Genomic DNA, 5,190 nt, shown 5'->3' with positions numbered 1-5,190 from the left:
ATTCAATACTATCAATTATCTGCTGTGTTTTGCTTTGATCTAATGCATCAGGGTGTGGGGGCGCGAATGCTTCAATGTCATTATCGAAGTACATACCATGCGCTTGAGCAAACTCTTCTGATAGCGCAGCGCGAGTTAGAATATCTGCTCCTAAGCGGATATCACCACCAGCAACCCCATAAGCATCTTTAACCATCTTACTACCAAGGAATGATTTTGGGTTTACTGATACCAACATAGGGCCAGTGTCCTTAAGCTTTAGTCCGATTGCTCGTGACCACATCGTTAATGCCAATTTGCTTTGGGCATATGCTTCGCCATCTGACAATGGTTTATTACCGACTAAAGCGCTAGTGTTTACTGTTGTTTGTGCAGCTGAAGACAAATTAACCACACGACCCGTATCACCGAGCAACGGCAATAGCTCTCTAGTGAGTAAATAGGGAGCAATGGTGTTGACTGCGAAGCGTACATCAAGACCCTCTTTAGTTCTTGGATTTGGTGTTGCGTACACACCAGCATTGTTAATGATGACGTCTAAACGATTGAACCGTTCTGTTATCTCCATCACTATCTGTTTTACCGCATTGGGAGAGGACAAATCAGCAACAAGGCTTTCAACTTTACCACTTTTCATCTCCCCCAAACTTTGCTCAACTTGTTGAACTTTCTCTATATTCCGGCCATGGATTATTACGTGTTGTTCACGGTTAATTAACATTTTCGCGGTTTCTAAACCAATACCGTCAGTAGATCCAGTAACTAGAATTGTCTTTCGCATGATCGCTCTCATTGTTGAGGGTTATTATAGAACGATCATAGTGGCATCTTTTGCATTCGACTATTGAGACTAAAAAGAAAACACTTTCTAGGAAAAATTGAAAATAACTTTGTTGTTCTTTTTGTGGACGGTGCGACGAATTAACGTCTCATTAGATGCTACGGTTATACATGTGGTGCTCAAAAATTAGGCACTAGTTTGTACTCAAATAATAGCCAAGAGGTCTCTATGTTAGGTGAAAATCACTCATTAACTCATGAATTCCCAGAACATTTGGATACCATTACTCAGCTTACCGAAAACGATGCATCATTTGCTGAAACCGTTAAAAACTACAATGCTTTAGATAAGGAAATCCGCGTACTAGAACTTCAAGGAAGCCCGATTGATGATCACGAAATGAACGTGTTAAAACATAACCGGGCTGAGCTCAAAGACTGGCTCCACTCGAGAATTATGGGCTCTTAGCGACGCAATGATCATCGGCTCGTAAATTGCGGGCCGATTTTAGTTTCAAGGGACGATGCCAAGTATTACAACATTAGGAGTGCTGAGCAGGAGCTTGGAGCGGCAGGTGACCAGTTTTTACCCAAATGATCGTTTCTTGCTCTACAAAAGGAAAATGCTCACTCATATGTGGGCTTCGAATCCAAGAGAGAGCGGGATAGGTACCGAGCTCGTCTCTAAACTCTCCTGACAATACGAAAATTTCTTCGCCACCAAAGTGACGGTGTGGTTGAAACTTCTCACCTTTTGGCCATTTAACCAACGCGACATGTTCGTGCTCAAAATTATGCAGCGGCATGACTTGCAACCCACCGACACCACTCTGCCAGCTCGCGTGGTTTGTATTAATGCGAACTGTTTCAAGATCCTCAGATTCGAACTGATTTAGTTTAACTAAAATCACACAGCCTTCTTTGCTAAATGGTGCGTGTTGACTTCCTGGAGGGTTACGAAGGTAAGTGCCGGCAGGGTAGTCACCGTATTCGTCAGAGAATACTCCCTCGAGCACCAATATTTCTTCTCCTTGAGGGTGAGGATGAGTCGAAAACTGCGAATTTGGCTCGTACTTAACGACGCTGGTGGTATGCCCTGATTCTTTGGCTTCTCGTTCCAAAGGTTTGCGCCACACACCTTTGGAAGGGCTAGCGATCCATTCCTGTTGAGCAGTATCTATCACGATTCTTTTTGAAAAATCCATATTCAACATATTGAAATTCCGTTACTTATTTAATTACTAATTCTCATTAGTATACGTATAAAAACATCAATTGATTCATTTGTTGATAGCCCAATTCATGGATTGAGTACGAACATGAAATCGGAGCCTAATTTAAATTTCTGCTTGTGTAATGAGAATTGTTATATTATAACATCGAAAAATTAAATGTTATAACATAACAAAAAGGAAAAAGTAGTGAATAAGAAATTGGTGTCTCTCGTGATCGGTAGCATTTTTGCATCCCCTGTTTTTGCCGACACACTATCGAACCCACAGATTGGTGTTGTTGTTGATGGCTACTACCAAGATGGCCAACGTCATAATTCTGAGCGCGAAGAAGGCTTTGGTCTAGGCCATACGGAATTAAACTTCTCATCAAATATCGACGACAAGTTTTACGGCGCATTGACCGCGGTTCTTGAAAGTCATGGTGATGAGACAGAATTAGAGCTTGAAGAGGCATTCATCGAAACTTTGGCATTGCCATATGGTGTAAATGTGCGCGCTGGCCGATTTCTATCTGACTTTGGTTATCTGAATAACCAACACATGCACACCGATAGCTTTGTTGAGCGTCCAATTGCTTATCGTACTTTCCTTGGCTCGCACTACTACGATGATGGTGTACGTGCAAACATCGTGTTGCCAACCGACCTTTATGTAAAACTTGGTGTAGAAGCGCTCAGTGGTAGCAAAATGTCTTCTGTCGAAGATGGTTCTGAAGTTGGCGTGTACACCACGACGCTGAAGCTTGGGAATGACTTCTCCGAATCTTCAAGTTGGCAGTTTGGTTTAAGTTACCTGCGCAACGAAAACGGCAAGGTTAAAGAATTCGAAGATCACGACCACGGTCATGAAGAAGAGCATGATCACGATCACCATCATGGCGCAGCAGTGACAGGTGCGAACCTTTACGGTGCTGATTTTGTTTGGAAATGGGCACCAGACGGTAATTACAAATACAGCAACTTCACGCTATCGGCTGAATACATGCTGTTAGACGGTGTGGTAGACAGCAAATATAAAAACGATGCAGAGTCACCAGACAACTTAAGCGCATACTATGTTTCGGGCGTTTATCGCTTCAACCCAAGCTGGTCAGCTGGTCTACGTTACGGCGAAGCAGAAAGCTACGATGGTCATGCACACGGCGACCACATGCATTTTACTGAGCTGAATGATAAAGAAATGGATGCGATGATCGCATGGGATTCTTCTCATTTCGGTACTATCCGTGCGCAATACACTCGCATTGATAACCAAGACAGTGAGACAGACAACGTGTTCACTCTGCAATACGTGATGACATTTGGAGCGCACGGTGCTCATGCGTTCTAAGCTGACATTGAATAAATGCAGCTTGGTGATGATGGCAGCAGGAGCTGCCATCATCTCTTCGCCTGCTTTGGCTCTAAACATTTTCGTTTGTGAGCCAGAATGGAAAGCCTTTCTTGAAAGCCACGCGCCAGATGCCAGTATTTATTCAGCGACAACGGCTAAGCAAGACCCACATTACGTACAAGCTCGTCCTTCTTTGATTGCGAAGATGCGCCAAGCGGACATGGCAATGTGTTCGGGAGCAGAGCTAGAGGTGGGGTGGTTACCTATGCTGCAAGTTCGTAGCAGCAATGCGGCGGTGCAAAATGGTGCGCCGAGCATGATCTACGCGACGGACTTCGTGCGCATGTTAGATACTCATGCTCACGTTGACCGTAGCATGGGAGATATACACGCTCACGGTAACCCACATGTTCAATTTGCGGCAAATGACATGATTCCATTATCTCGTAAAGTCACGGAGCGCCTAAAAGCGATTGATCCCGACAACGCACAAAGTTACCAAGTGAATGGTATGAAGTTTCGTGCTCATTGGCGTAAAAAGCTTAAAGAATGGAATGAGAAAGGGGCGGCTTTAAAGGGTAAGCAAGTTGTCGGTTATCACGCGACGTATCGTTATTTGTACGATTGGCTCGGAATGAAGCAGATTGCCGATCTCGAACCTAAACCGGGCATTTCACTGACCACATCTCACCTGCAATCACTTACCAAGTTAGATGCTGACAGTTTTGATGCGATTGTTTACTCCTCTCATCAGGATCAGCGTCCAGCGAACTGGTTGCGAGATCATACTGGCAAACCTGTGATTCAACTGCCATTGACCGTTTCTGAGGGTGAAAGCTTGGATGAGATGTACGATCAGGTCATTGATGATTTACTGGGTGTGTTAGTGCCACCCGTTCCTGTGAAGATCTAAGTCATGGCGGATTATGCATGGCTTTTACCTGCGGTTTTTTGTGGTTTAATTGCGTTGGTTGGCAACATCGTTCTGGGGCAACAAGTTCTTAATCGTCAGATCATCTTTATAGATTTGGCGGTGGCGCAAGTCGCGGCATTGGGGGCAGCACTAAGCCACTACTGGTTGAGCCAATACGCGCTGTTCTCAGGCTCATTCTTTGGCGAAATGATTGGCCCTTGGGTGATGTCTTTGATGCTTTGCGGTTTGATTGCCTTAATGGAGAAACGATACCAGCAACATTTAGAGCCCATGATTGGCAGCTTGTTTGTGGTGTCTGCATCGCTGGCGATCCTGCTGGTGAGCAAAGACCCACACGGCGGAGACTTTATTCAAGGCATTCTTAATGGGCAACTGTTATGGGCGACTTGGGCAGACGTTTGGCCTTTGGCACTCATTACCGCTGCGATGTTGCTATTAGTTTGGTTAAAACCTGCGTTTATGCGCGGTAGTGGTTTTTATCTGATCTTTGCTATTCTGATGCCCATTACGGTCAAGTTAACCGGCATTTATTTAGAATTTGCTTTGTTGGTGATTCCAGCTTTATGTGCGGCAGCATTGAAGGGAACTCGATTCTTTGTCGCTAGTATCAGCATTGGTATTGTTGGGATCTTATCGGGTATTGCCGCATCGGCTCGCTATGACTTACCGAGTGGTGCGAGTATTGTGATCACCCTGTTTATTGCTGGCATGTTGTTTAATCTCTTGCTTCAGCCTTTTCTGGTGAAAATAACAAAACCAGCTTTTGTAAGAGATTAAGAGACAAGTAATATTGGTCTGATGAAGTAGTATTTGATTAATCAGACCAATACTTTTCTATCCAAGTCCTCCAATCGTGTAACTTTGCGCCTTCCAACACACTTTCTTACGTTGATCTTGCCATAGTCATCA

6 protein-coding genes are annotated in these 5,190 nt (G+C 44.3%); 4 read left to right on the top strand and 2 right to left on the bottom strand.

Annotation, left to right across the window (positions count from 1 at the left end):
- Nucleotides 1-781, bottom strand: a 781-nt coding sequence (locus tag CAG69_RS04450) for an SDR family NAD(P)-dependent oxidoreductase (protein ID WP_161442926.1), incomplete at its 3' end; no start/stop codon positions are given.
- A gap of 228 nt (nt 782-1,009) precedes the next feature.
- Here CAG69_RS04450 and CAG69_RS04445 point away from each other — a divergent pair.
- Nucleotides 1,010-1,249 (top strand): YdcH family protein, encoded by a 240-nt coding sequence (locus tag CAG69_RS04445; protein WP_005373737.1) that lies wholly within the window; start codon nt 1,010-1,012, stop codon nt 1,247-1,249.
- 73 nt (nt 1,250-1,322) lie between these two features.
- Here CAG69_RS04445 and CAG69_RS04440 read toward each other — a convergent pair whose 3' ends face one another.
- On the bottom strand, nt 1,323-1,994 hold the full coding sequence (locus CAG69_RS04440) for a cupin domain-containing protein (RefSeq protein WP_161442924.1): 672 nt from the start codon (nt 1,992-1,994) through the stop codon (nt 1,323-1,325).
- A gap of 207 nt (nt 1,995-2,201) precedes the next feature.
- Between CAG69_RS04440 and CAG69_RS04435 the strand changes: the two genes are divergently transcribed.
- From CAG69_RS04435 to CAG69_RS04425, 3 genes are read left to right on the top strand one after another with little or no spacing between them, the layout of a single operon-like run.
- Nucleotides 2,202-3,344 (top strand): hypothetical protein, encoded by a 1,143-nt coding sequence (locus tag CAG69_RS04435; RefSeq protein ID WP_161442921.1) that lies wholly within the window; start codon nt 2,202-2,204, stop codon nt 3,342-3,344.
- Nucleotides 3,334-4,260, top strand: a complete 927-nt coding sequence (locus CAG69_RS04430) for a metal ABC transporter solute-binding protein, Zn/Mn family (protein ID WP_161442919.1) — start codon at nt 3,334-3,336, stop codon at nt 4,258-4,260. Before CAG69_RS04435 ends, CAG69_RS04430 begins: the two co-directional genes overlap by 11 nt.
- Before the next feature lie 3 nt (nt 4,261-4,263).
- Nucleotides 4,264-5,058: a metal ABC transporter permease gene (locus tag CAG69_RS04425; protein WP_130546403.1), complete on the top strand. Its 795-nt coding sequence runs from the start codon at nt 4,264-4,266 to the stop codon at nt 5,056-5,058.
- Nucleotides 5,059-5,190 lie beyond the last annotated feature (132 nt).

Source organism: Vibrio sp. V43_P6S15P86 (assembly GCF_009904725.1).
Classification (GTDB): Bacteria; Pseudomonadota; Gammaproteobacteria; order Enterobacterales; family Vibrionaceae; genus Vibrio; species Vibrio diabolicus.
This window is presented reverse-complemented; position numbering and strand designations above follow the sequence as displayed.